The sequence below is a fragment of the Massilia sp. UBA6681 genome (genome assembly GCF_002454935.1).
Lineage (GTDB): Bacteria > Pseudomonadota > Gammaproteobacteria > Burkholderiales > Burkholderiaceae_D > Telluria > Telluria varians.
Genome location: NZ_DKJX01000123.1, coordinates 25,459 through 46,481 on the forward strand (window position 1 = coordinate 25,459; position 21,023 = coordinate 46,481).

Genomic DNA, 21,023 nt, shown 5'->3' on the forward strand with positions numbered 1-21,023 from the left:
TCGTGCGCTTGATACGGTTTACGTCAAGCTTTCGGAGAACTTTAGGGTTTTCGCAAAATATTTTTTCAAATCTTGCTGCCCTTCTCCACTGCATTAACGGAGCGCCTGGCGAGAACTTGAGGGTTTGTTGAAAATATTTTTTCAAGACCCTTTACCGCGCTTCTGGTAGGGGTAACGGCAGCGGTTTTAGGAACTTTAGGGTTCTTGAGAAAAATTTTAAAAATTTTTCGAGGCGCGAAAAAGTTATCGGCAAGCCAACAAAGGCAGGCGGCAGGCCCGGGAACTTGCTACACTGCGAGACTGGCAAAAGCTTCAAGCCTCAACTAATCCAAGGCAAGCATGGAATCTTTACGCATCTGGGACATCAGCCCGACGATCTCGAACGGCATTCCCGTCTGGCCAGGCGACACCCCGTTCGAGGCCGCCCCCACCTGGGAGATAAAGGATGGCTGCCCGGTCCGCGTCAGCCGCATGACCATGACCACCCATCTCGGCGCGCATACCGACGCCCCGAGCCACTATGACCCGGCCGGCAAGTCGATCGACCAGGTCGACCTGCTGCCCTACATCGGCGCCTGCCGCGTGATCCACTGCACCGGCGTGACTACGGTCGAGCCGTCCCACCTCGAGGGCAAGCTGGACGGCGTCCCGCCGCGTGTGCTGCTGCGTACCTACGCCAGGGCGCCCCGGCAGGCCTGGGACCCGGCCTTCCCCGCCATCAGCCCGGACGCGATCGCCTTGCTGGCCAGCCGCGGCGCAATCCTGGTCGGCACCGACGCCCCCTCGCTCGACCCGCAGGATTCGAAAACCCTGGACGCCCACCATGCGGTGCGCGCCGGCGGGATGGCGATCCTGGAGGGCATCGTGCTGGACGAGGTCCCCGAGGGCGACTATGAGCTGGTCGCCCTGCCCCTGAAATTCGCCGGCATGGACGCCAGCCCGGTGCGCGCCATCCTGCGTCAATTACCCATGAAGGAAGTTGCATGACCGCTGTAACGACACGCGCCGACTGCGTCGCGCGCGACCAACGCGACCCGCTGCGCGCCCTGCGCGAGCGCTTCGACCTGCCCGACGGCATCATCTACCTGGACGGGAATTCGCTCGGCGCCCGTCCGAAGGCCGCCCTGGCGCGCGCCCAGGAAGTCGTCAGCCGCGAATGGGGCCAGGACCTGATCAAGAGCTGGAACACGGCCGGCTGGTTCGACCTGCCCAAGCGCCTCGGCAATCGCCTGGCGCCGCTGATCGGCGCCAACGAGGGCGAAGTCGTGGTCACCGACACTACGTCGCTCAACCTGTTCAAGGCGCTGGCCGCGGCCCTGCAGCTGCAGGCTGAAGGAGCCGGGGCTGAAAGACGCACCATCGTCACCGAACGCAGCAACTTCCCCACCGACATCTACATGGCCGAAGGCCTGACCCAGTGGCTGGATCGCGGCTACCGCGTGCGCCTGGTCGATTCGGTGGACGAGATCCCGGCGGCGGTGGACGCCGACTGCGCGGTGCTGATGCTCACCCACGTCAACTACCGCACCGGCTACCAGCACGACATGGCGGAGCTGACCCGCCACGCGCACGCCGCCGGCGCGCTCGCCGTCTGGGACCTGGCCCACTCGGCCGGCGCGGTACCGGTCGACTTGCATGCGGCCAAAGCCGACTTCGCGGTCGGCTGCACCTATAAGTACTTGAACGGCGGCCCCGGGGCCCCTGCCTTCATCTGGGTGCCGCAGCGCCACCAGGCGGCCTTCGCCCATCCGCTCACGGGCTGGTGGAGCCATGCGAAGCCCTTCGCGATGTCGCACGGCTTCGCGGCTTGCGAAGGTATCGGGCGCGCGCTGTGCGGCACCCAGCCGGTGCTGTCGCTGGCGCTGGTCGAGTGCGGGCTGGAGGTGTTCGAGGAGACCACCATGGCGGCCATCCGCGAGAAGTCCCTGGGGCTGACCGACCTGTTCATCGAGCTGGTCGAATCGACCTGCGGCGACCATCCGCTCGGACTGGTGACGCCGCGCGAACACGCGCGGCGCGGCAGCCAGGCCAGCTTCACCCATCCGCACGGCTACGCGGTCATGGCGGCATTGATTGCCCGCGGCGTGATCGGCGACTACCGCGAGCCCGAGATCATGCGCTTCGGCTTCACCCCGCTCTACACCAGCTTCGCCGACGTCTGGGATGCGGTGGCGATCCTGAAGGACATCCTCGACCGCGAAGCCTACGATACCCGGTCCGAACGCAGCGCAGTGACCTGAGGCCGACATGAACGACAAAGCTACCCCCAAGCCGGCCGAATGGCACGGCGCCAAGCTCGATTTCAAGGAATCGATGAGCTACGGCGACTACCTGGGACTCGACCAGATCCTGGCCGCCCAGCATCCGCTCTCGCCGAACCACAACGAAATGCTTTTCATCATCCAGCACCAGACCAGCGAGCTGTGGATCAAGCTGATGCTGCACGAGCTGCAGGCGGTGCGCCGCCACATTCGCGAGGACAACCTGCCGCCGGCCTTCAAGATGCTGGCGCGCGTGGCGCGCATCATGGACCAGCTGGTGCATGCCTGGGACGTGCTGGCGACCATGACCCCGCCCGAATACACGGCGATCCGCCCCTACCTGGGCGCGTCCTCGGGCTTCCAGTCCTTCCAGTACCGCGAGCTCGAATTCATCCTCGGGAACAAGAACCCGAACCTCTTGGGCGTGCACGAGAAGTCGCCCGAGGCGCATGCCATCCTGGAACGCGAGCTGCACGCGCCTTCGGTCTACGACGAGGCGGTGATGCTGCTGGCGCGCAGCGGCTTCACGATCGCCCCGGAGCGCCTGGCGGCGGACTGGACCCGGCCGACCGTGGGTGACGAGAGCGTGAAGGCAGCCTGGCTGGCGGTCTACCAGGCTACCCAACACCACTGGGCGCTGTACGAACTGGCCGAGAAGCTGGTCGACCTGGAGACCGCCTTCCGCTTCTGGCGCTTCCGCCACGTGAGCACGGTCGAGCGCATCATCGGCTTCAAGACCGGCACCGGCGGCACCTCGGGCGCGAGTTACCTGCGCAAGATGCTCGACGTGGTGTTGTTCCCTGAATTGTTTGCGCTAAGAACTGCTTTGTGATTCCAGCAGGCCAGGCGGTGTATGATCGCATTGTTTCCATAACCTAAAGAAACAATGCAATCCACGCCACCTGCGCTCGCGCAGCCCTTTTCCGTCTATCTCGACCTGACCCGCTTCCTCGCTGCGGTCATGGTGGTGCTCGCCCATGTCGAGTACTTCGGGGTCATCACGAAAGGCGCCTGGGGCCTGGTGCCGGAAATGGGGCGCGAGGCAGTGATCGTGTTTTTCGTCCTGTCCGGCTTCGTGATCGCGGCGACGACGGCGCAGCGCCGGCCGTCCGCGCGCGACTACGCGGTGGCGCGCCTGTCGCGCCTGTATTCGGTGGCGCTGCCGGTTCTGCTGCTGGGCCTGGCCTGCGCATTGGCCGTGCGCGCCTTCACCGACCTGGTCCCGCCCTACGGCTACGTGCTCGACAAGCTGTACGTGTACGTACCATTCCACCTGCTCTTCCTCGGCCAGCACTGGACCCTGGGCGAAGTGCCGCCCTACATGGAGCCCTACTGGTCGCTCAACTACGAGGCCTGGTATTACCTGCTGTTCGGACTGGCCTGCTACCTGCAGGGCCGCCGCCGTATCGCCCTCGTGGGACTGGCGCTGCTTGTCATGGGCTACAAGCTGTGGCTGCTGCTGCCGGTGTGGCTGGCCGGCGCCTGGCTGTACCGGCGCAGCCATGGCCCCTGGCTCGGCCGCAATGCGGCCCGGGCCGGATGGCTGGCCAGCCTGGTGCTACTCGCGGCCTGGGTCGGCCTGCGCCTGGAAGAGCCGCTGCGCATGGCCGGCATCGCCTGGTGGCCCTTCCCCGGGCTGCCCCTTGGCAGTGCCGACCGCTTCCTGGCCGACTACGTGGTCTGCGCCATCGTCCTGCTCAACTTCGCCTGCGCGCGCGATGCCGGCTTCACTGCGCTTGAGCGCATCGCACCGGCGGTGCGGCTGCTGGCCTCGTACACCTTCACGCTCTACCTGTCGCATGCGATCGTGATCGGAATGTGGCTGGCGGCCTTTCCGCAGGCGCGCCCTTCCAGCGCGGCCCTGCTGGGCCTCGGCGCGGCGATCGTGGCGACGACCTTTGCCCTCGGCGCGCTCACCGAACATCGCCGCCATCTGTTCCAGGCCCTGTTCGCGCGGCTCCTGGCGCCACGCAGGCCCATGGTCGCGGCCGAAAAAACCGGGGCCTGAAACCGGCCTGCCGCTTTCGACGTACAATCGCCGTTCATCTTTTCCTAATGGCGGAGGCGCGATGAAGTGCGACGTACTGATCCTGGCAGGCCTGTGGAATTCCGGTCCCGAGCATTGGCAGAGCCAGTGGCAGGAGCGCTATCCCGCCTGGACCAAGGCCCAGCACCGCGACTGGAACTGCCCGGCGCGCGACGAATGGGTGGCCGAACTGGACGCCGCCATCGCCGCCTGTAAAGGCGCACCGATCCTGGTCGCGCACAGCCTCGGCTGCATGCTGGTGGCGCATTGGGCGGCCAGCCGTTCGCCCTTGATGGTCGCCGGCGCCTTCCTGGTGGCCCCGAGCGACGTCGAGGCGCCAAGCTACCCTGCCCCCGTCAACGGCTTCGCGCCGATCCCGCTCGCTCCCCTGCCCTTTCCCAGCATGGTGTTGGCGAGCGGCAACGATCCCTACATCACCCCCGAACGCGCCGCCGCCCTGGCCCAGGCCTGGGGCAGCCGCCTGGTGCACATCGGCGAGGCCGGCCACGTGAACGCGGATTCCGGCCACGGCCCCTGGCCCGAGGGCGAGCGCCTGCTGCAGGAGTTCTGCGACCAGATCGGGCATACGACGTGACGATCCTCGTTACCGCGCGCCTGCGCCTGGAACCCGTCTGCCCCGCGCACTACGAGGGCCTGCGGCTGCTGAACGCCGACCCGGCGGTGCAGCGCTACATCGCAGGCCGCCCCGAGACGCCGGAGGAAACCGCGGCCATGATCGAACGCGTGCAAGGGCGCTGGCGGCAATTCGGCCATTCGTGGTGGAGCTTCATCGAGCAGGACACGGGGGAACTGGTCGGCGCCGGCTGCATCCAGCACCTGGGCCATGACCCGGCTAACGAACACGAGATCGGCTGGCGCCTGCTGCCCAGCCGCTGGGGCCGCGGCTATGCCACGGAAGCGGCGCGCCGCATGGCGGCCTTCGCCTTCGACGATCTTGAAGCGCCCTCGCTGGCGGCGATCTGCCACCCGGAGAATGCGGATTCCGCGAAAGTGATGCGGCGCTTAGGCATGCGCTACCGGGGTATAGAGAACTGGCACGCGCAAACCGTGGCGGTGTACGACATCGGCGCGGACGCCTTCGCAGCGCTTCGCACATGAAGACCTACCACGGCAGCTGCCGTGACTTTGACCGAAGCAGCAAACCCGTAGGGTGGGCGGCTCCACCCAGGCCGTCGCTCAGCCTTCGGCACCTGCGCCGCCCACGCGTTCAACCCGAAGTTGCGGACCACTGACGCGCTTCGATACCCGGCATGTCGACCGCGTGGGCGGCGCAAAAGCCGCGAGCTGGGCGATTACTCGGGTGGAGCCGCCCACCCTACGAAAACCCGGACGCGTTAACGAAAAACCGGGGCGCGAGGCCCCGGTCCGGTGTGCAGCTCAGTCGATTACTTGGCGGTCGCCAGCAGCATCTCGTTCAGGCGTTTCACGAACGAGGCCGGATCGCTCAGGCTGCCGCCCTCGGCCAGCATGGCCTGGTCGAACAGGATGTGCGACCAGTCGGCGAAGCGCGGGCCGCTCGCGTCCTCGTACTTCAGGCGCGTCACCAGCGGGTGGTTCGGGTTGATCTCGAGGATCGGCTTCGATTCCGGCGCGTTCTGGCCGGCCGCCTTCAGCATGCGCAGCAGGTTACCCGACAGCTCGTTCTCGTCCGCGACCAGGCAGGCCGGCGAATCGGTCAGGCGGAAGGTCACGCGCACGTCCTTGGCCTTGTCGCCCAAGGCGCCCTTTATCTGCTCGACCAGTTCCTTGTAGCCGGCTTCGACCTCCTGGTGCTCCTTCTTCTCGGCCTCGTCTTCCAGGGCGCCCAGGTCCAGGCCGCCCTTGGCGACCGACACCAGTTCCTTGCCTTCGAACTCGCTCAGGAAGGACAGCATCCACTCGTCGACGCGGTCCGTCATCAGGAGCACTTCGACGCCCTTCTTGCGGAAGATTTCCAGGTGCGGGCTGTTCTTCGCGGCGCTGTAGTTGTCGGCGGTGACGTAGTAGATCTTGTCCTGGCCTTCCTTCATGCGGCCGATGTAGTCGGCGAAGGAGACGTCCTGGGCGTCGGACTCGCCGGCGGTGGAAGCGAAGCGCAGCAGCTTGGCGATGCGGTCCTTGTTGGTCGCGTCCTCGCCGATGCCTTCCTTGAGCACCTGGCCGAATTCCTTCCAGAAGGTGGCGTATTTATCCTTGCCGGCCTGCTCTTCCGAATTCGCCATCTCTTCCAGCATGCCCAGCACGCGCTTGGTCGAGCCTTCGCGGATCACGCGCACGTCGCGCGATTCCTGCAGGATCTCGCGCGAGACGTTCAGCGGCAGGTCGCTCGAGTCGATCACGCCCTTGATGAAGCGCAGGTAGGTCGGCATCAGCTGCTCGGCGTCGTCCATGATGAACACGCGCTTGACGTACAGCTTGATGCCGGCACGCTTGTTGCGGTCCCACAGGTCGAACGGAGCGTGGCCCGGGACGTACAGCAGCTGGGTGTACTCGCTGCGCCCTTCGACGCGGTTGTGGGTGTAGGCCAGCGGGTCCTGGAAGTCGTGCGAGACGTGCTTGTAGAACTCGTTGTACTGTTCTTCGGTGATGTCGCTCTTCGAGCGCGCCCACAGCGCGCTGGCCTGGTTGACGGTCTCGAACTCGTCCTTGACGACGGTCTGCTTCTTCTCCTCGTCCCACTCTTCCTTCTGCATCACGATCGGCAGCGAGATGTGGTCCGAGTACTTGCGGATGATCGACTTCAGTTTCCAGCCGGAGAGCAGCTCTTCCTCGCCGGCGCGCAGGTGCAGGATCACGTCGGTGCCGCGGCCCGGCTTCTCGATCTGCTCGACGCTGTAGTCGCCCTCGCCGGTCGACTCCCAGCGCACGCCGTCCGAAGCAAAAGCGCCGGCGCGGCGGGTGTTGACGATGACGCGGTCGGCCACGATGAAGGCCGAGTAGAAGCCGACGCCGAACTGGCCGATCAGGGCCGCGTCCTGCTGCTGGTCGCCCGACAGCTTGCTGAAGAATTCCTTGGTGCCCGACTTGGCGATGGTGCCCAGGTGCGAGATGACTTCGTCACGGCTCATGCCGATGCCGTTGTCCGAAATCGTGATGGTGCGCGCGTCCTTGTCGAAGCTGACCTTGATTTTCAGCTCGTGGTCGTTGCCGTACAGGGCGTCGTTGTTGATCGCCTCGAAGCGCAGCTTGTCGGCCGCGTCGGACGCGTTCGAGATCAGTTCGCGCAGGAAGATTTCCTTGTTCGAGTACAAGGAGTGAATCATGAGCTGCAACAGCTGTTTTACTTCTGCCTGGAAGCCAAGGGTTTCTTTTTCGGCAACTGCCATCTTGTTCCTCGTGGTGGGTCTGATAAAGGGTTAAAAACAAACGGACTGCTGCAATATAGGGACACCAACAACAATTTCAAGGCCCCGTCATTGCAGCAATATTGCAATTATTTTAACCGATCCACCGGCGCTGCTTATAAGGGCCTGACCTGGATATTGCGGTAGAAGGTCTCCGCGCCTTCCGACTGCAGCGAGAACTTCCCGCGCGTGTGCGGGAGCATCTTGCCGCCCACGTTCTGGCGCGGATTCTCGGCGCGCAGCACTTCGACGCCGTTGACGATGTGGACCAGGGTCTTGCCGTCGGCGATCACTTCCAGCGTGTTCCACTCCCCGGTCGGCTTCTCGGGGTTGCCGCGCTTGAGGATGCGCGCCTTCAGGCCGGTGCGCAGCGGCAGCGAGGGCTCGTAGCGGTAGAATTTCCAGTCGCCCTCGTTGGCGTCGCCCACGTGGGCATCGACGGTCACGCCGTCCAGGCTGTGGTAGTCACCGGTATCGCCTTCCTGGATCTGGGCTTCGTGGCTGCGCATCCAGTGGCCGCTCTCGGCGCCTTCCGGCCCGACCGCGTAGTACAGCAGCCCGCTGTCGCGCGGGAGGTCGAGGCGCGGCGCCCACTTCTTGCTGCCCCACTTGAACTCGAGCTTGAGGTGGAAGTTCTCGTATTCGCCGACCGTGCTGATGGCACCCCACTCCTCGCCCGACACGCGCAGCATGCCGTCGACCACCGAGAACACCTTGCGCGGGTCCTTGTCGAGGCCGCGGCTCGAGGTCGGCGCCTTCATGTTCGGGGAAGTCGGCTGCATGCTGATCCAGGTCGTCCAGCCGGACAGGTCGCGGCCGTTGAACAGCGAGGTCCATCCGGCCTCGGCCGCCTGCAGCGGCGCGCACAGGGCCAGGGCGGCGGCCAGCAGGCCGGCTCTGGCAAAGGAATAGCGGGTCATCGACAGTCTCCTTCTCTTATAAATATGCGCCTGGCCTGAACAAGCCTTGCGACGCCGTTGGCAGCCCGTCCGTACGGACGAAGTGAATCTAGCATGGGCATGTGTGTTAGCGCTACCACAAAAAACCATCTTGCCGAATTCCTTATAAATTTTTCCGATTTATTGACACTCTTAAACATTTCCGAATGCTAGTATTTCCCATATAAACAGCCAGGCGTGCCGATGGTGTTAGCGCGCACATGGCTGATCACAAAAGCGGAGACAGGCAGGATGAGCACAATTGTCGTTGGCATGGGCATGGTTATTGCCATGGGCTCGGGCAGCGAGCCCGGCGAGCGCAAGGAGCGCCAGCGCACCCGGCGTCCCGCCTCCGTGGCCAGGCCCTGCGCCTCCGCCGCACGGGAAGAATGTGCCGGCTTCTTCGCCGCGAACGGCATCTCGACCCCGAGCACCCTGTTCGACACGCTCTCCGATACCTATTACTTCGCCAAGAACCGGGCCGGCCAGTTCGTCTGGGGCAACCGCCTGCTGCAGGAACAGCACGCGCTGGCGGACGTCAAGGACATCCTCGGCAAGACCGACCACGACTTCTTCCGGCGCGACATCGCCGACCGCATCCGCGCCGACGACCTGGCCGTGATGGAGACCGGCGTCACCGTCAAGAACAAGCTGGAGGTGATCGACGGCGGCAACGGCGAACTGACCTGGCTGTTCACGACCAAGGCCCCGATCCGCAACCGCGAGGGGGCGATCGTCGGCATCGAAGGCTTTTCGCGCGACGCCCGCCGCTCGCAGGACACGATCGCGCCCTTCCACGAATTCAAGGCATGCATCGAGTACGTGCAGGAACACCTGACCGAGAACATCAGCATCGACCACCTCGCCAAGCTGTCCTGCATGTCGCTGTCGACCTTCGAGCGCAAGTTCAAGGAGCACTTCTCGCTCACGCCCAAGCAGTACGTGCTGCACATGAAGGTCCACGAAGCCTGCCGCCTGCTCCCCGGCGCCAACAGCATCGCCCGGGTCGCGCTGGCGACCGGCTTCGGCGGGCAGAGCTACTTCACCAAGCAGTTCCGCAGCATCGTCGGCATCACGCCCAAGCAGTACCAGCTGGCGCTGGCGGCAGGACGGGCCGGGAACGCCCCCATCTTTTCACCGAAAAGGAAACCATGTTGAAGCCTCTTGATCCTCGCGCCCGGCAAAGGCGCTCGGCCCTGCTGCGGCTGGGCGCCCTGTGTGGCGTTACCGGCTTGTCCGCCCTCGCGTCCAGCGGCGACGTGCTCGCCGCCGTGGCGGCAGCCGGCAAGGGCGCCGCCTACGAGCCGGTGCTGCTCACGCGCGACGAGCTGTTGCTGACCGGCGTGCTGGCCGAGCTGATCATCCCCAGGACCGACACTCCCGGCGCCATGGAGGTCGGCGCGCACCGCACCATCGACCACCTGCTCAAGGTGTGCGCGCATGCAGCAGAGCAGGCGCGCTTCAAGGCCGGGCTGGCCCGTATCGAGGCGGTGGCGCAGGCGCAGGGCGGCAAGCGGTTCAAGGCCCTGCCGGCGGCGCGCCAGGTGGCGCTGCTGCGCGCGCTCGACGCGGGCAGCGCGCCCTTCGAGGGCGAAGACCAGGGCTTCTTCCGCCAGCTGAAGGGCTACGTCGCTTTTGCCTACTACACCTCGGAAGCCGGCGCCACGCGCGAGCTGGCCTACCTGCCGATCCCCGGCGGCTTCCAGGGCAACTACAAGCTCACCCGATCCAGCCGCGGCTGGGCGATCCAATGAACCCGACACCAGGCCCCATGGAACCCGTCTCCTCCTTCTACATCAAAAGCAGCCCGGAACAGTTCGACGCGATCGTCGTCGGCTCGGGCATCACCGGCGGCTGGGCCGCCAAGGAACTGACCGAACGCGGACTCACCACCCTGATGGTCGAGCGCGGCCGTCCGGTCGAGCATGGCATCGATTACATCGGCGAAAACAAGGACCCGTGGACCATGCCCAACCGCGGCCGGGTCGACGCCACGGTGGCCGACGAGCAGTACCCGGTCCAGAAGCAGTGCTACGCCTTCGACGAGCACACCAAGCAGTTCTTCAACAACGACCGCGACATGCCCTATTCGACGCCCGCGGGCCGTCCGTTCAGCTGGATCCGCGGCAACCAGCTGGGCGGCAAGTCGCTGATGTGGGCGCGCCAGTCCTATCGCTGGAGCGACCTGGACTTCGGCGCCAACCTGAAGGACGGCCACGGCACCGACTGGCCGATCCGCTACGCCGACCTGGCGCCCTGGTACAGCCACGTCGAGCGCTTCGTGGGCATCAGCGGCAGCAAGGAAGGTCTGGCGGTGCTGCCGGACGGCGAGTTCCTGCCGCCCTTCGAGTTCAACACGGTCGAAGCGGCGTTGAAAAAGAAGTTCGACGCCATGTATGCGCCGGCGCGCATGATCATCGGCCGCACCGCGAACCTGAACAAGGCCAGCGACGAGCACCTGGCCCAGGGCCGCGCCCCTTGCCAGGCGCGCAGCCAGTGCCACCGCGGCTGCTCCTTCGGGGCTTACTTCTCGACCCAGAGCTCGACCCTGCCGGCGGCACTCAAGACCGGCCGCCTGCGCATCGCCACCAACGCCATCGTGCACAGCGTGATCTACGACGCCAAGACCAACCGCGCCACCGGGGTGCGGGTGATCGATGCCGAGACCATGGAGACGCGCGAATTCCACGCCAAGGTGGTCATCCTGTGCGCCTCGACCCTGGCCTCCACCGCGATCCTGCTGAACTCGACCTCCAGCGCCTTCCCCACCGGACTGGCCAACTCGTCCGGCGTGCTCGGCCACTACCTGATGGACCACCTGTGGGCCGCCGGCGCCAGCGGCCGGGTCGAGGGTTTCGAGAACGACTACTACCGCGGCCGCCGTCCCACGGCCCCCTACATCCCGCGTTTCCGCAACGTGATCGACCAGCACCCTTCCTTCCTGCGCGGCTATGCGCTGGCGGGCGGCGCCGCGCGCGACGGCTGGCAATCGGCGGCGTGGAAACCCGGCTTCGGCAAGGACTTCAAGGCCATGCTGAGAAAGCCGGGCCCCTGGCACTTCAGCCTGGGGGGACAGGGTGAAATGCTGCCGCGCTTCGAGAACATGGTCAGCCTGCACCCGACCAGGAAGGACAAATGGGGCATCCCGCTGCTGCACATCGACATCACCCACGGCGAGAACGACCGCAAGATGCGCGAGGACATGGCCGATACCGCCGCCAACATCCTCGAGGATCTCGGCGTCAAGGACGTGAAGAAGCGCATGCTGACGGAAGCCGAATACCCGCCCGGCCTGGCGATCCACGAGGTGGGCACGGCGCGCATGGGCCGCGACCCGAAGACCTCGGTGCTCAACGGCTTCAACCAGGCGCACGACGTGCCGAATTTGTTCGTCACCGACGGTTCCTCGCTGGCGTCCTGCGCCTGGCAGAACCCTTCGCTGACCTTCATGGCGCTGACCGCGCGCGCCTGCGCCTATGCGGTGGACCAGCTGAAAGCCGGGAAAATCTGACAAGAACGGAGACAGAATGAACAAGCAAACGATGCTGTACTTCCTTTTGGCCGCCAATTTCGGCGCAGCTTCCCAGGCCCTGGCCGCCGCGGGTGTCGCGGAGGCGTCGCCGCGCATCGGCGTGCAGCTGTGGTCCGTCAAGGACGAGATCAAGCAGGACTTCGAGGGCACGCTCACGAAGATCGCCAGGCTCGGCTTCCAGGGCGTGGAGTTCGCCGGCGAATTCGGTCCCTACAAGTCGAACCCGGCCGGGTTGAAAGCCTTCCTGGACAAGAACAAGCTGCAGTGCGCCGGCGCCCACGTGGGCTTCGACCAGCTGGCGGACGCGCGCTTCGAGGCCACCACCGCCTTCTACAAGACGCTCGGCTGCGCCAACCTGGTGATCCCGATGGATGCGCGCGGCGCCAGTGTCGAAGGCAGCACCGCGATGAGCAAGGAGCTCAGCGCCTTATCCGGCAAGCTGACTCCCAAGGGCATGCGCATCGGCTACCACAACCACGCCCAGGAAATGGCGGGTGAGGTCGGCAGCACGCCCTGGGACGTGATCGCCCGGAACACGCCGAAGGCGTCGATCATGCAGCAGGACGTGGGCTGGACCACGCACGCCGGCAAAGACCCGGTGGCCTACGTCTACAAGTACCCAGGCCGCACCGTGAGCACCCACTACAAGGCCAAGTTCGCACCGGGCACCAGCGGCACGCCGATCATCGGCCAGGACAGGACCGACTGGGCGGGCCTGACGCGCGCCCTGCGCGAGGTCGGGGCTACCCAATGGATCATCGTCGAGCAGGAGGAATACCCGAACGGCATGGGCCAGCTCGACACGGTGGCCGCCTCCCTGAAAGGATTGAAGGCCGTGCTCGCGAAGATGCCGGCCAAATGAGCCTGTCCGTCCGCTTCAGCCACATCGTCAAGGAATTCGGCAAGGTAGCAGTCCTGCACGGAGTCGACTTCGCGCTCGAACCCGGGCGCGTGGTGGGCCTGCTGGGGGAAAACGGCGCCGGCAAATCGACCCTGATGAAGATCCTGGCCGGCTACGAACGTCCTACCAGCGGCCAGCTGCTGGTCGACGGCGTCGAGCGCCAATTCGACAGCGCGCGCGACGCCGAGGAGCTGGGCATCGCCCTGATCCACCAGGAATTCAACCTGGCCGAGCACCTCACGATCGCCCAGAACATCTTCCTGGGCCATGAGAAGACCCGCAACGGCCTGCTCGAGCGGCGCGCCATGGCGGTCGAGGCTGCTGCCTGCCTCGAGCAGGTCGGCCTGGACCGCGACCCGGACACCCGCGTGTCCGAGCTGATCGTCGCCGAAAAACAGCTGGTGGAGATCGCCAAGGCCCTGTCGCGCAAGGCGCGCCTCCTGATCATGGACGAGCCGACCGCCAGCCTGTCGGCCGGGGAAACGAAAAAACTCTTCGACCTGATGGCGCGCCTGAAGGCGGAGGGCGTCACCATCGTCTACATCTCGCACAAGCTCGACGAGATGGAAGCGCACACCGACGAGGTGGTCGTCATGCGCGACGGGAAGTTCGTCACGCGCGCCGCTACCTGCGACGTGAACCGCCGGCAGATGGCCAACCTGATGGTCGGACGCGACGTGTCGGACATGTTCCCGCCCAAGCAGCCCCTGCCCGCCGACGCGCCGGTGCTGCTGCGGGTATCGAACCTGGAGGTCCCGGGCTGGGTACACAGGCTGGGCTTCGAAGTGCGCGCCGGCGAGATCCTGGGCTTTGCCGGCCTGGTCGGCGCAGGCCGCACCGAAGCGTTTGAGGCCATCCTCGGCCTGCGTCCGCGCCAGAGCGGCAGGATCGAGATAGGTGGGCAGGCGGTCGACATCCGCAGCCCACGCGAGGCCATGCGGCATGGCCTGACCTACCTGAGCGAAGACCGCAAGGGCAAGGGCCTGCACCTCGACCTGGGCCTGCGCGAGAACCTCACCATGATGACGCTGGAGCGCGACGCCAGGCCCTGGGTCGACCTGAAGGCGGGCCGCGCGGCGCTCGAGCGGGCCATCGCGGACTTCGGCATCCGCCTGCGCGATCCGGACTGCGTGGCGCGCTCGCTCTCGGGCGGCAACCAGCAAAAGCTCGCGCTGACCAAGTACCTGCATTCGAACCCGCGCGTGATCGTACTCGACGAGCCGACCCGCGGCGTGGACGTGGGCGCCAAGCGCGACATCTATGCACTGGTCCACAGTCTGGCTGCCGAGGGCCGCGCGGTAATCGTCATCTCGTCCGAACTGATCGAGCTGATCGGCCTGTCGCACCGGGTGGCGGTGCTGCACGGCGGGCGCCTGCAGGCCGTGCTCGGCCCCGACCAACTCAGTGAAGAAAACATCATTTCCCATGCAACCGACACCCAACACACCCGCCACTAGGCCCTCCTTCCTGCCTGCCCTGCCGCGCCTGAAGGGCCTCGGCCCGGCGCTGGCCCTGATCCTGCTCTGCATTGCGGGCGGCCTGCTCAATCCCGATTTCGCCACCTTCGACAACCTGATGAACGTGCTCACCCGCACGGCCTTCATCGGCATCATCGCGGTCGGCATGACCTTCGTGGTCGTCTCCGGCGGCATCGACCTCTCGGTCGGCTCGATGGCGGCGCTGATCGCGGGCGTCATGATCGTGGCGATGAACGCGCTGGCAAGCGGCGCGAATCCGCCCGGCGCCGTCACCATCGTCCTGCTCGGCATCGGGCTGGCGCTCGCCTTCGGCGCGGTGTTCGGCATCCTGCATGGTTTCCTGATTGCGCGTGGCCGCATCGAAGCCTTCATCGTCACGCTCGGCACCCTCGGCGTGTTCCGCGCCGTGCTGACCTGGCTGTCGGACGGCGGCGCCCTGACGCTCGATTTCACCTTGTCCGAGACCTACAGCCCGGTCTACTACCACAGCCTGCTGGGCGTGCCGGTGCCGGTATGGGTGTTCGCCCTGGTGGCCCTGCTGGGCGCCCTGATCCTGAACCGCACCGCCTACGGCCAGCACGTGCAGGCGATCGGTTCCAGCGAACAGGTGGCGCGCTATGCCGCGATCCGCGTCGACCGCGTCAAGGTGCTGACCTACCTGCTGCTGGGCGTGTGCGTGGCGATCGCCACCATCCTGTACGTGCCGCGCCTGGGTTCGGCCACGCCCACCACCGGGATCCTGTGGGAGCTGGAGGCCATCGCCGCGGTGGTCGTGGGCGGCACTTCGCTCAGGGGCGGCTCGGGGCGCGTCATGGGCACCGTGATCGGCGCCATCCTGCTGTCCGTGATCGGCAACATCCTGAACCTCACCAGCATCATCAGCGTGCACCTGAACCCTGCCGTGCAGGGCGTGGTGATCATCGCCGTGGCGTATTTGCAGCGCGGCCGCCGCTGAACCGTTTATTCATTAACAAAGGAATCTCCATGCGTCCATCCAAACGACAATTCGGCAAACTGGCCGCGGCCTGCCTGTTGGTGCTCGGCAGCGGCCAGGCTTTCGCCCTTGAAAAACTGACCATCGGCGTGGCCATCCCCACCGCCACCCATGGCTTCACCGGCGGCATAGTCTGGTGGGCCAACCAGGCCAAGCGCGAGCTGGAAGCGGCCAACCCTGGCTTGAAGATCATCGTCAAGACCGCCGGCAGCACGCCCGAGCAGGCCAACCAGGTGCAGGACCTCCTGGTGGTGAACAAGATGAACGCGCTGGTGATCCTGCCGCTGGAATCGGCTTCGCTGACCCAGCCGGTGGCACAGGTCAAGAACAAGGGCGTCTACGTGACCGTGGTCGACCGCGGCCTGACCAATCCGGCGGCCCAGCATGCCTATGTCGCCGGCGACAACACGGCCTTCGGCAGGCTGCCGGCCGAATACCTGGCCAAGCGCATGAACGGCAAGGGCAATATCGTGGTCCTGCGCGGCATGCCGAGCACCATCGACAACGAGCGCGTCAAGGCCTTCCAGGCCGAGATCGGGAAGCACCCGGGCATCAAGGTGCTCGATGCCAAGTACGGCAACTGGAACCGCGACGACGCCTTCAAGGTCATGCAGGACTACCTGACCCGCTTCAAGCAGATCGACGCCGTGTGGGCGTCCGACGACGACATGGCGATCGGCGTCATCAAGGCCATCGAGCAGGCCAAGCGCAGCGACATCAAGGAAGTGTTCGGCGGCGCCGGCGCCAAGTTCGCGGTCAAGAAGGTGATGGACGGCGACAAGCTGGTGCAGGCCGACGTGTCCTACTCGCCCAAGTTCATCTACGACGCTATCAAGATGACCGCCAATGCGCGCCTGAAGGGCCAGGCCCTGCCGGGCAGGACGATCATTCCGTCGGTCCTGATCACGCGCGAGAACGCCAAGCAGTTCTATTTCCCCGATTCGCCTTACTGATACGACAGGCCTCAGCATGAAAACCATCAAGGGACCGGCGATCTTCCTCGCCCAATTCATGGGCGACCAGGCGCCCTTCGACACCCTGGCCAACCTGGCCGCCTGGGCCAGCAGCCTGGGCTACGCGGGCATCCAGCTGCCGACCGACAAGCGCCTGTTCGACCTCGACATCGCCGCCGAGAGCCAGGACTACTGCGACGAGATCCAGGGCGTGCTCGCCGCGCACGGCCTGGCGATCACCGAGCTGTCGACCCACCTGCAGGGCCAGCTGGTGGCCGTGCATCCGGCCTACGACGCCCTGTTCGACGGCTTCGCCGCGCCGCAGGTGCGCGGCAACCCGCGGGCGCGCCAGGAATGGGCGGTCGGCCAGATGAAGAACGCGGCGCGCGCCTCGCGCCGCCTTGGCTTGAACACGCACGCGAGCTTCTCGGGCGCGCTCGCCTGGCCTTACCTGTATCCATGGCCGCAGCGGCCCGCCGGCCTGGTCGAGGAAGCCTTCGGCGAACTGGCGCGGCGCTGGCTGCCGATCCTGGACGCTTTCGAAGACGCCGGCGTGGACGTGTGCTACGAACTGCATCCAGGCGAGGACCTGCACGACGGCGTGACTTTCGAGCGCTTCCTGGACGGAGTGAAAGGCCACCGCCGCGCCAACATCCTGTACGACCCGAGCCACTTCGTGCTGCAGCAGCTCGATTATCTCTCCTTCATCGACATCTACCACGAGCGCATCAAGGCCTTCCACGTCAAGGACGCCGAATTCCGCCCGACCGGGCGCCAGGGCGTCTATGGCGGCTACAGCTCTTGGGCCGAGCGCGCCGGGCGCTTCCGCTCGCTGGGCGACGGCCAGATCGACTTTTCGGCCATCTTCTCGAAACTGGCGCAGTACGACTACGCCGGCTGGGCGGTGCTCGAGTGGGAGTGCTGCCTCAAGCATCCGGAAGACGGCGCGCGCGAAGGCGCCGATTTCATTCGCCGCCATATCATCCGGGTCGCCGAGCGCGCCTTCGACGATTTCGCAGGCGGCGGCGCCGACCGCTCCGCCCTGCGCCAGCTGATGGGGATCGAAGCATGAGTGCGATCGAACGTAACGAAACGGACAAGCAGGACGGCCTGCCCCCGCGCCGGCTGCGCCTGGGGATGGTGGGTGGCGGCGACGGCGCCTTCATCGGCGCCGTGCACCGCATCGCGGCGCGCCTGGACGACTGCTACGAGATCGTGGCCGGCGCCCTCTCCAGCGACGCCGAGCGCGCCTTGCGCAGCGGCGCGGCGATCCGGCTCGACCCGGCGCGCAGCTACAGCGACTACCGCGAGATGGCGCGGCTGGAAAGCCAGCGTCCGGACGGCATCGACGTGGTGGCGATCGTCACGCCGAATCACCTGCACACCCCGGTGGCGAGAAGCTTCCTGGAAGCCGGCATCCACGTCATCTGCGACAAGCCGCTCGGCATTTCGCTGGGCGAAGGAGAAGAACTGGCCGCCCTGGCGCGCGCCAAGGGGCGGGTGTTCGCCCTCACCCACACCTACAGCGGTTACCCGATGGTGCGCCACGCGCGCGAACTGGTCGCCTCGGGCGCGATCGGCGACGTGCGCCTGGTGCACGTGGAGTACGCCCAGGACTGGATGGCCGAAGCCGCCAACCAGTCCCCGGAATTCCAGGCCACCAACTGGCACAACGATCCGCGCCGCGCCGGCCCGACCGGCTGTACCGGCGACATCGGCACCCATGCCTTCCACCTCGCGGCTTTTGTTACCGGCATCCAGCCGAGCGAACTGCTGGCCGAGCTGCACTCGTTCACGCCGGAGCGCATCCTGGACGACCACGTGCAGGTGATGCTGCGCTACCCGAACGGCGCGCGCGGCATGCTGTGGTCGAGCCAGATGGCGACCGGCTGCGAGAACGCGCTCAAGCTGCGGGTGTTCGGCAGCAAGGCCAGCCTCGCTTTCGACCAGGAGAACCCGAACGAGCTCGTCCTGACGCCCCAGGGCGGCTGTGCGCAGCGGCTCACGCGCGGCCGCGTGGGCGGCGTCGCGGCCGGACATGCGACCCGCGTGCCCTGCGGCCATCCGGAAGGCTACCTGGAGGCGTTCGCCCAGCTGTACCGGGACGCGGCGGCGCAGATCCATGCGGCCGAGGCCGGCCAGCCCTTGCCGGCGGCGAGCGCCAGCCTGCCGACGGTCGAGGACGGCGTGGCCGGCCTGCGCTTCATCGACGCCGTGCTGGCCAGCCACGACGCGGGTTCGCGCTGGGTGGAGCTCGGAAAAAAATAATTTGGCGGCGCATGTCGAATCCGGACCTCCCCGTTCGTCGTAGTGGCAGTAGCACCCCACAACCAGAACAGGAGGTCCAATCATGAATCAGGCAGCACGTCCCATCCCCGAAGGTTTCCACAGCATCACCCCGCACCTGATCTGCAAGGGCGCGGCCGACGCCATTGCCTTCTACCAGCAAGCCTTCGGCGCCGTCGAACTCGATCGCATGCCGGGGCCGGGCGGCAGGCTCCTGCACGCCAGCATCCGCATCGGCGATTCGATCCTCATGCTGTGCGACGAATTCCCCGAATTCTGCAGCAGCGGACAGATTCCCGCGCCGGGGTCGGCGGTCTCCATCCACCTCTACGTTCCCAACGCCGATGCGGTCTGGGAACGGGCGCTGGCCGCCGGCGGCCAGCCCATCATGCCGCTGGGCGATGCGTTCTGGGGCGACCGCTACGGCCAGCTGGTCGATCCCTTCGGCCACCGCTGGGCGATCGCCACCCACCTGCGCGACATGACGCCGCAGGAAATCGCGGCCGAGATGGCCAGGCAGGTGCCCGGCGCCTGAGCCTCAGCCGGTCAACGCACGTTCGAGGAAGCGGAAGGTCGCCGGGTCCTGCAGCGCGGCGACGTTCAGGCGCATGCGGGTCGAGGGCAGCTGGCTTGGCGAGAACAGGCTGCCCGGCGCCAGCAGCAGGTCTTCCCGCATGGCGCGCGCGGCCAGCTCGTTGGTGTCGCGGCCGGCATCGACCCAGACGAACATGCCGCTTGCCGGGGCCGGTTCGGGGCGCAGGCCGAGCGCCTCGATCTGGCGCAATGCCTTCGGCCGTACCGCGTCCAGGCGGCTGCGCACCCGGTCCAGGTGCTTGCGGTAGAGTCCATCGGACAGGATCTTGTAGACCACGCGCTCGCCGATGTCGCTGGTGGTGAGCGTGGCCAGCATCTTGCGGTCGGCCAGGCGCTGCGCCCGCTCGCTTGATGCCGCGATGAAGCCGACCCGCAGGTTGGGCGCCATCGATTTCGAGAAGCCACCCAGGTAGATCACCTGGCGCAGGCCGTCGAGCGCCGCCAGGCGCGTCGCATTCCCGGGATGGAGATCGGCGTAGATGTCGTCCTCCACCACCGTAAAACCATGCTGCTCGGCCAGGCGCAGGACCTGGAAGGCTTTCGAGGCCGACAGCGAGGTCGAGGTCGGGTTGTGCAGCACCGAGTTGATCACGTACAGGCGCGGCTGGTAGCGCGCCGCCAGCTCGGCCAGTTGCTCCAGGTCGGGACCGTCGCCAAGGCGGCGCACGCCGACCACGTTCAGGCCCATGGCGGCAAACGATCCGAACATCAGGAACCAGGCCGGATCGTCGACAAAAACGGTGTCGCCCGGCCGGCAGAATTCGCGCGCCACCAGGTCGAGCGCCTGGCTCACGCCCAGGGTCATGACGATCTGTTCCGGCGGCGCGCCGATCTCGAACTCGGCCAGCTTGCGCTGCAGCTGCTGGCGAAGGGGCAGGAAGCCCTGCGGCGCGCCATAGCCGAGGAAGGCGGCGCTGTTCTGCCGGCTCAGACTTGCCAGGGCCCTGGCCACGGCCGGGCCGTCGAGCCAGTCGGCCGGCAGCACGCCCGCGCCCGGCGAGTGCTGCAGCGGGGATTGCCGGAACAGGTTGCGGATCAGCCAGGCGACGTCGAGGCTGGCGCCGGCGCTCCCTACGGGCGCCAGCGCCCTGTCGGCCGAGCCCGCGGGTACCGGCGTCCGCCCGCGCACGAAGAACCCGGCGCCGCGGCGCGAATCCAGGTAGCCCTGGGCCACCAGCCGGTCGTAGCTGGCCACCACGGTGAAGGGCGACACGCCGTGGCTTGCGGCGAACTGGCGGATCGAGGGCATGCGTGCGCCGGGGCGCAGCAGGCGCTCGTCGATGCGGGCGGCAACGAGGCGCACGATCTGGTCGGCCAGCGGCTCGCCGGAATCGCGCGCCAGGCTCAAGACGGGCGTATTAGTCATTTCACCATCACAGTGAAGAAATTAAGTAGCAAAGTGTACTGGGACTGTATTGGTCCACCGCGCTAGCATAGACCTGTGCCCACCTCGCCGCAAGCATCTTCCGAAGGACTCCCATGCCTACCGCCGCCTGCCCCGCCGCCGCTGCCATCCGCAGCACGGATACCCCTGACCAGAACCGGGGCATGCTGCTCGGCCTGCTCGGCGTGGCGATGTTCAGCCTGACCATGCCCTTTACCCGCATGGCGGTCGCGCAGCTTGATCCGGTGTTCGTCGCGCTCGGCCGCGCCCTGGGCGCCGCCCTGCTGGCGGCCGGATGGCTGCTGTGGCGCCGCGCCCCGCTGCCGCCGCCA

The 21,023-nt window shown here is 66.5% G+C and carries 19 protein-coding genes and 1 pseudogene; 17 read left to right on the forward strand and 3 right to left on the reverse strand.

The features are described from left to right. The first annotated feature begins 339 nt into the window (after nt 1-339). The 6 genes from kynB (at nt 340) to B2R83_RS22910 (ending at nt 5,406) form a co-directional block, all read left to right on the forward strand. Nucleotides 340-987: an arylformamidase gene (kynB, locus tag B2R83_RS22885; RefSeq protein WP_292045338.1), complete on the forward strand. Its 648-nt coding sequence runs from the start codon at nt 340-342 to the stop codon at nt 985-987. Then, nucleotides 984-2,240 carry a kynureninase gene (gene kynU, locus B2R83_RS22890; RefSeq protein WP_292045339.1) on the forward strand — a complete coding sequence of 419 codons (1,257 nt, stop codon included), beginning with the start codon at nt 984-986 and terminating at the stop codon, nt 2,238-2,240. The genes kynB and kynU overlap by 4 nt, the downstream gene beginning before the upstream one ends. A gap of 7 nt (nt 2,241-2,247) precedes the next feature. Continuing rightward, nucleotides 2,248-3,093 (forward strand): tryptophan 2,3-dioxygenase, encoded by an 846-nt coding sequence (gene kynA / locus B2R83_RS22895; RefSeq protein WP_292045342.1) that lies wholly within the window; start codon nt 2,248-2,250, stop codon nt 3,091-3,093. 54 nt (nt 3,094-3,147) lie between these two features. Beyond that, nucleotides 3,148-4,269, forward strand: a complete 1,122-nt coding sequence (locus B2R83_RS22900) for an acyltransferase family protein (protein ID WP_292045344.1) — start codon at nt 3,148-3,150, stop codon at nt 4,267-4,269. Between the two features lie 61 nt (nt 4,270-4,330). Further along, nucleotides 4,331-4,882 (forward strand): RBBP9/YdeN family alpha/beta hydrolase, encoded by a 552-nt coding sequence (locus tag B2R83_RS22905; RefSeq protein ID WP_292045346.1) that lies wholly within the window; start codon nt 4,331-4,333, stop codon nt 4,880-4,882. Further along, complete coding sequence (locus tag B2R83_RS22910) at nt 4,879-5,406, forward strand: GNAT family N-acetyltransferase (protein ID WP_292045348.1); 528 nt, start codon at nt 4,879-4,881, stop codon at nt 5,404-5,406. The genes B2R83_RS22905 and B2R83_RS22910 overlap by 4 nt, the downstream gene beginning before the upstream one ends. A gap of 287 nt (nt 5,407-5,693) precedes the next feature. Here B2R83_RS22910 and htpG read toward each other — a convergent pair whose 3' ends face one another. Together htpG and B2R83_RS22920 are read right to left on the reverse strand one after the other, a co-directional pair. Then, nucleotides 5,694-7,613, reverse strand: a complete 1,920-nt coding sequence (gene htpG / locus B2R83_RS22915; protein WP_292045351.1) for a molecular chaperone HtpG — start codon at nt 7,611-7,613, stop codon at nt 5,694-5,696. 134 nt (nt 7,614-7,747) lie between these two features. After that, entirely contained in the window at nt 7,748-8,551 is an 804-nt protein-coding gene (locus B2R83_RS22920) for a 3-keto-disaccharide hydrolase (RefSeq protein WP_292045353.1), read from the reverse strand. 270 nt (nt 8,552-8,821) lie between these two features. On the opposite strand from B2R83_RS22920, the gene B2R83_RS22925 reads away from it, so the two are divergent. From B2R83_RS22925 to B2R83_RS22970, 10 genes are all read left to right on the forward strand, one after another. Beyond that, nucleotides 8,822-9,727, forward strand: coding sequence for an AraC family transcriptional regulator (locus tag B2R83_RS22925; RefSeq protein ID WP_292045355.1), 906 nt, complete (start codon nt 8,822-8,824; stop codon nt 9,725-9,727). Beyond that, a complete protein-coding gene (locus B2R83_RS22930; RefSeq protein ID WP_292045357.1) occupies nt 9,721-10,323 on the forward strand; it encodes a gluconate 2-dehydrogenase subunit 3 family protein in 603 nt (200 codons plus the stop codon). The genes B2R83_RS22925 and B2R83_RS22930 overlap by 7 nt, the downstream gene beginning before the upstream one ends. A 17-nt stretch (nt 10,324-10,340) precedes the next feature. Then, complete coding sequence (locus B2R83_RS22935; protein WP_292045359.1) at nt 10,341-12,080, forward strand: GMC oxidoreductase; 1,740 nt, start codon at nt 10,341-10,343, stop codon at nt 12,078-12,080. Between the two features lie 16 nt (nt 12,081-12,096). Beyond that, nucleotides 12,097-12,963: a sugar phosphate isomerase/epimerase family protein gene (locus B2R83_RS22940; protein ID WP_292045361.1), complete on the forward strand. Its 867-nt coding sequence runs from the start codon at nt 12,097-12,099 to the stop codon at nt 12,961-12,963. Next, nucleotides 12,960-14,459: a sugar ABC transporter ATP-binding protein gene (locus B2R83_RS22945; RefSeq protein WP_292045363.1), complete on the forward strand. Its 1,500-nt coding sequence runs from the start codon at nt 12,960-12,962 to the stop codon at nt 14,457-14,459. The genes B2R83_RS22940 and B2R83_RS22945 overlap by 4 nt, the downstream gene beginning before the upstream one ends. Further along, nucleotides 14,428-15,435, forward strand: coding sequence for an ABC transporter permease (locus B2R83_RS22950; RefSeq protein WP_209586065.1), 1,008 nt, complete (start codon nt 14,428-14,430; stop codon nt 15,433-15,435). The genes B2R83_RS22945 and B2R83_RS22950 overlap by 32 nt, the downstream gene beginning before the upstream one ends. A gap of 29 nt (nt 15,436-15,464) precedes the next feature. Next, nucleotides 15,465-16,427: a substrate-binding domain-containing protein gene (locus tag B2R83_RS22955; RefSeq protein ID WP_292045366.1), complete on the forward strand. Its 963-nt coding sequence runs from the start codon at nt 15,465-15,467 to the stop codon at nt 16,425-16,427. Between the two features lie 16 nt (nt 16,428-16,443). Continuing rightward, nucleotides 16,444-17,499, forward strand: coding sequence for a sugar phosphate isomerase/epimerase family protein (locus B2R83_RS22960; RefSeq protein ID WP_292045369.1), 1,056 nt, complete (start codon nt 16,444-16,446; stop codon nt 17,497-17,499). Continuing rightward, nucleotides 17,496-18,695 (forward strand): Gfo/Idh/MocA family protein, encoded by a 1,200-nt coding sequence (locus tag B2R83_RS22965; RefSeq protein ID WP_414674464.1) that lies wholly within the window; start codon nt 17,496-17,498, stop codon nt 18,693-18,695. Before B2R83_RS22960 ends, B2R83_RS22965 begins: the two co-directional genes overlap by 4 nt. An 82-nt stretch (nt 18,696-18,777) precedes the next feature. Then, entirely contained in the window at nt 18,778-19,248 is a 471-nt protein-coding gene (locus tag B2R83_RS22970; protein WP_292045372.1) for a VOC family protein, read from the forward strand. Between the two features lie 3 nt (nt 19,249-19,251). Here B2R83_RS22970 and B2R83_RS22975 read toward each other — a convergent pair whose 3' ends face one another. After that, nucleotides 19,252-20,673 carry a PLP-dependent aminotransferase family protein gene (locus tag B2R83_RS22975; protein ID WP_292045374.1) on the reverse strand — a complete coding sequence of 474 codons (1,422 nt, stop codon included), beginning with the start codon at nt 20,671-20,673 and terminating at the stop codon, nt 19,252-19,254. A gap of 113 nt (nt 20,674-20,786) precedes the next feature. Between B2R83_RS22975 and B2R83_RS22980 the strand changes: the two are divergent. Further along, nucleotides 20,787-21,023, forward strand: a pseudogene (locus B2R83_RS22980) (EamA family transporter); the annotation flags it as partial.